The 4,225-nt window shown below is 71.6% G+C and carries 7 protein-coding genes; 1 reads left to right on the forward strand and 6 read right to left on the reverse strand.

All coding sequences use genetic code 11. The features are described from left to right. Positions 1-99: 99 nt before the first annotated feature. The 6 genes from LCD31_RS20840 to LCD31_RS20865 form a co-directional block, all read right to left on the reverse strand. On the reverse strand, positions 100-411 hold the full coding sequence (locus LCD31_RS20840) for a hypothetical protein (protein WP_224960418.1): 312 nt from the start codon (positions 409-411) through the stop codon (positions 100-102). A 257-nt stretch (positions 412-668) separates the two neighbouring features. Then, entirely contained in the window at positions 669-1,325 is a 657-nt protein-coding gene (locus LCD31_RS20845) for a hypothetical protein (protein ID WP_224960419.1), read from the reverse strand. A gap of 13 nt (positions 1,326-1,338) precedes the next feature. Then, on the reverse strand, positions 1,339-1,647 hold the full coding sequence (locus LCD31_RS20850; RefSeq protein ID WP_224960420.1) for a hypothetical protein: 309 nt from the start codon (positions 1,645-1,647) through the stop codon (positions 1,339-1,341). A gap of 5 nt (positions 1,648-1,652) precedes the next feature. Further along, positions 1,653-1,940 carry a YbaB/EbfC family nucleoid-associated protein gene (locus LCD31_RS20855; RefSeq protein WP_224960421.1) on the reverse strand — a complete coding sequence of 96 codons (288 nt, stop codon included), beginning with the start codon at positions 1,938-1,940 and terminating at the stop codon, positions 1,653-1,655. Then, positions 1,940-2,254, reverse strand: coding sequence for a YbaB/EbfC family nucleoid-associated protein (locus LCD31_RS20860; RefSeq protein WP_224960422.1), 315 nt, complete (start codon positions 2,252-2,254; stop codon positions 1,940-1,942). Before LCD31_RS20860 ends, LCD31_RS20855 begins: the two co-directional genes overlap by 1 nt. A gap of 446 nt (positions 2,255-2,700) precedes the next feature. Further along, the gene (locus tag LCD31_RS20865; protein ID WP_224960424.1) at positions 2,701-3,027 is read right to left on the reverse strand and encodes a hypothetical protein; all 327 of its coding nucleotides are present in this window, start codon (positions 3,025-3,027) and stop codon (positions 2,701-2,703) included. A 177-nt stretch (positions 3,028-3,204) separates the two neighbouring features. Between LCD31_RS20865 and LCD31_RS20870 the strand changes: the two genes are divergently transcribed. Next, positions 3,205-4,143 carry an MBL fold metallo-hydrolase gene (locus LCD31_RS20870; RefSeq protein WP_224960426.1) on the forward strand — a complete coding sequence of 313 codons (939 nt, stop codon included), beginning with the start codon at positions 3,205-3,207 and terminating at the stop codon, positions 4,141-4,143. The last annotated feature ends 82 nt before the right edge of the window (positions 4,144-4,225 follow it).

The raw sequence follows: 4,225 nt of genomic DNA on the forward strand, positions 1-4,225 counted from the left end.
GGGGGGGGGCGGGGGCGGGCGGGGGGGGGCGCGGCGGGGCGGGGGGGGGGGGGGCGGGCGGCGCGGCGCGCGGGCCCCCGGGGCCCCTGGAAGACCCAGTCAGCCCCGGCGCAGCGCCGTCGTGATCTGCTGGCCGATCCGCGAGCCCGCCCGGCTCGCCGCGTCCGCGGGGATCGGCTGCGCGTTCGCACCGTCGAAGTCCTGGCCTTCGACGGTGAGCGCGACGCTGATGTTGCCGACGGCGAACACGTACTCCGCGCTTCCTGCGGCCGATCCGTGAACCCCGGCGTCGCCGACTCCGCTGATGCCCTGCATTCGCCCACCGGAATCCCGCCCGGCCCTCTGCACCGCCGCGAGCGCGAGATCCGAGCCGGAGGTCTCGCCGTTGCTGCGGTGCACGGTGTTCCGCACTGAAAGGGTCCGCAACGCCGGTCCCGGTCCGATTTCCGCTGCACCCCGGAACGACCAAGTGCACCCGTTCCCCGCTCGTTCCGGAGTGACCTGCGGGGCGCCGAGCGCGTCTCCGACCGCCTGCGTGGTCAGCAACGAGCACGCCTCCGGAGATTCCTGGAACTCGTCGTTCGCCGGGTCGGTTCCCGGGTTGCTCGCGCATCCCGCCGCGCACACCAGCAGAGCAGCGACGCCGATACCCCGCTGCCAGGCCCCGATCATGCGGACCCCGCCTTCCAGTTCCCGGAATCCGCGACCACCGACGGCAATGCCTCCGGGATCTGCAGATCTGCCGCCCGCTGCGCGAGTTCCAGCCCGCTGCGCTGGAAATCCGTCATGATCTGCACGATGTTCTGCGCCGTCGAGGTGATCAGCCGCAGGAAGTTCGCCAACGCCTCGAGCACGGCGTCCGCCACCCCGAAGAGCAACTCCTTCGCGCCGGCGACGATCCCACCGGTCATGCTCAGGATCTCCGCCCCGGTGTTGCCGATGATGCCGATCGCCTCCTTGTAGGCGTCGGTGATGTGCTGCCGGATGTCGAGCATCTTCCCGGAGAACTCGTCGAACAGCTCACCGGTCGCCAGCATCACCTTGGAAACGTGATCCAAGTAGGTCAGATAGCTGGTGGCCGCCGGCCCGGACCAGTTTCCGCTGATGGACGTGCGCGCCTCGACGATGGTGTCGTCGGCGTGCAGCAGACCTGCCTTGGCAGCGGGAGACCAGGCCTGGGCGATATCCATGACCACCTCGGGATGGCCGAGCCAGTCACGGATCTCATCGATGACCCGGACGATCACGTACCGTCCGGTCTTCTCGGCGTACTCGACGACGATGGCGGCTTCCCGATCAGGGAACGCAGTCAACGCTGCCGTCATGCTGCACCACCTCCTACTGGGTCTTCCGCAGCTCTGCTTCGATCTCTTCTTCGCGTTCGGCCTGGTCGTCGACCACCGCACGCAGGGAAGCGGCTGCCTTCCCCAGGTTCTCGACACCCTTCAACAGGCCGGCGAAGAGGTTCTCCGCAGCGCCGTTGTACGCACCGGGAATGTCGCCCTGCTTCCCCAGGAGGCCGAGGTCGTCTTCCTCCAAGGTCTTCCCCTTGACCTTGTTGTGCGCCTCTTCCCAGCTGTCTTGGGCCTCCTGCAAGAACATCACGTTCCCGCGCAATGCCTCGATCACCACGTCGAACCCGGCCACGCCGCTCACCCCTGACCGTTCTGGAACTCGCGTTCGCGCAATTCAGCAGCCTGCCGTTCGGCGTCCGCGAGTGCGTCTACGACGAGCCGACCGAGCGACGACTCGTTGGTACGCCAGAGGTTCTCCCGATCGAGCTCGATGTCGATCAACCGACCGTGACCGCTCACGGAGACGGTGCCGATCCCCCCTGGAACATCAACTGATATTCGACGTTCCGAGAGCGACCTCCCGACCTCCGCCACTTCTTCGGTGCGCCGACCGATCTCAGCGACCAAGTCCTCGATCTCCTGCATCACTCGGCCTCCGAGGTGAATCCTGGCGCGAGCTGCTGGAGCCGTTCGCCGGCCGCCTCACCAGCCATCCGGCGCGCAGCTTGGATGGACTCCACCAGGTCGCGCGAAATCATCTCGGGTCGACTCGAATCGAGCGCCCCGGCTCGGATGTCCAGTTCGAGCAGAGCTCCTCCTCCGGTGCAGGTCGCGGTCGCGACTCCGCTCTCCGACGAGCCGCGGAACCGCAGCGTGTCTTGCTCTTCTCGGGCTTCGCGAATCAGCCCGGCCTGCTCATCAAGAGCATCAGCCGTGCGCCGCAACTCTTCCCAGTCCAAATCCGCACCGCCTCTTCTCTGCGTACACGGGACCACGCCCTGTGACAGGTACCGTAAGAGACCACCGAGCCGGTGCGGGGCGGATTCGACGATCTCGTCGACGAACTTCCTGAACAGACCTCCGTCACCCGGGAGATCCCGTGCGGAAGACCGAAGAGGTGGGTTTCCCTGCGCAGAAGGCGACCTGGAAGACGGGCCGCAGGGGGCCTGATCGGGGCCGCCACCCCTCGGACGATGGAAGGGCCCCCCCCCCCCGCGGGGGGGGGGGGGGGGGGGCGCCGGGGGGGGGGGGGGCGCGGGGGGGGGGGCCCGCCCCCCCCCCCGGGGGCCGGGGCCCGCCGCCGCGGGGGGCGGGGGGGGGGCGGCGGGGCGCCCCCCCCCCCCCCCCCCGGCCCCGCCCCCCCCCGGGGGGGGGGGGGGGGCCCCGTTCCGCGCGGGCGGTCGGGTCAGCTCTGGCCGATGCCCGAGCCGCCGCCGCTGTCGCCGATGCCCGACCCGTTGTCGTCACCGCTGTTGCCGATGCCGGAACCGCCGCCGCTGTCGCCGATGCCGGAACCGCCGTCGCCCTGCGCCAGGGCGATCGTGCCCACCCCGCCCGAACCGGGCACGGTGCCGTCGCTGGTACCGCCGGAACCGGGCGTGGTCTCGTCGGCGTCGCCATTGCCGGGGACGGTCTGGTCCGGCGGCGGGTCCGCCGCCAGCGCCACCGCCGGGGCCGCCACCGCGACACCGCCCGCCAGCACCAGCGCACCGAGGAACTTCTTCACCTGCACGACACGGCCTCCTCACCTGTCCGGCTCACCTGGCCGGGAAATCGGAGCGTAGAGCCGGAGGCCGGGTGACCGGACGAATTCCGCGCGTGCCGGGTACCGCTGCGGCATTCCCCCCACGAACCCCTCCCCGGCGGCGGGGCCGAGATGGTCTCCGGGCGACCGGTGCACACTGCTCGCATGCACACGAACGACACGCAGCCCCGCCTCGAACCGCTCGCCGACGGGGTGTGGGCGTGGGTGCAGCCGGACGGGACCTGGTGGGTGAACAACGCCGGGGTGATCGCCGGGGACGACGGGCTGCTCGTCGTCGACACCTGCGCCACCGAGCAGCGCACCCGCCGGTTCCTGGACGAGATCGCCCGCACCGCACCGGATTCGCCGATCCGGTGGGCGGTGAACACCCACGAGCACGGCGACCACTCCTACGGCAACTCGCTGCTGCCCGCCGAGACCGTCCTGTTCGGACACGAGCACATGCGGTCCGCGCTCGCCACCGACCCGATGATCGACGGTTGCCCGCCGTTCTGGTCGCCCGTCCCGGACTGGGGGAACGTGGTGCGGCGCGTGCCGTCGGTGACCTTCCGGTCCGAGCTGTCGGTGCACGTCGGCGGCCGCACCGTCGAACTGCGCCACCCCGGCCACTCCGCGCACACCGGCGGCGACGTGGTGGCCTGGCTGCCCGAGGAACGCGTGCTGTTCAGCGGCGACCTGCTGTTCCACGGCCTCACGCCGCTGGTGTTCATGGGCTCGCCCGCGGGCGCGGCGCGGGCGCTGGACTGGATCGCCGAGTTCGAGCCGCGGCGCGTGGTGCCCGGGCACGGCCCGGTGATCGAGGCCGCGGACCTGCCCGCGGTGCTCGCCGAGCACGAGCGCTACTACCGGCTGGTGCTGGACCTCGCGAAGTCCGGGGTGGACGCCGGGACCCCGCCGCTGCAGGCCGCGCAGGACGCCGACCTCGGCGAGTTCGCGGACTGGGCCGACGCCGAGCGCATCGTCGCGAACCTGCACCGCGCCTACGCCGACCTGACCGGCACCTCGCCCGACGTGGCCACCGCCCTCCGCGAATCCGTCGCATGGCGCGGCGCCCTGATGGAGACCTCCGTCAACACCGCCTGACCCGGCACGGCGTCGTCCCAGGGCGGGCCGCGGGGGGGAGCGGCGAGCCCCCCCGCGGGGCAGCCGGGCGGCGCCCCCCGGA

It is taken from the genome of Saccharopolyspora sp. 6M, assembly GCF_020176775.1.
In the GTDB taxonomy this organism is placed as follows: domain Bacteria; phylum Actinomycetota; class Actinomycetes; order Mycobacteriales; family Pseudonocardiaceae; genus Saccharopolyspora_C; species Saccharopolyspora_C gregorii.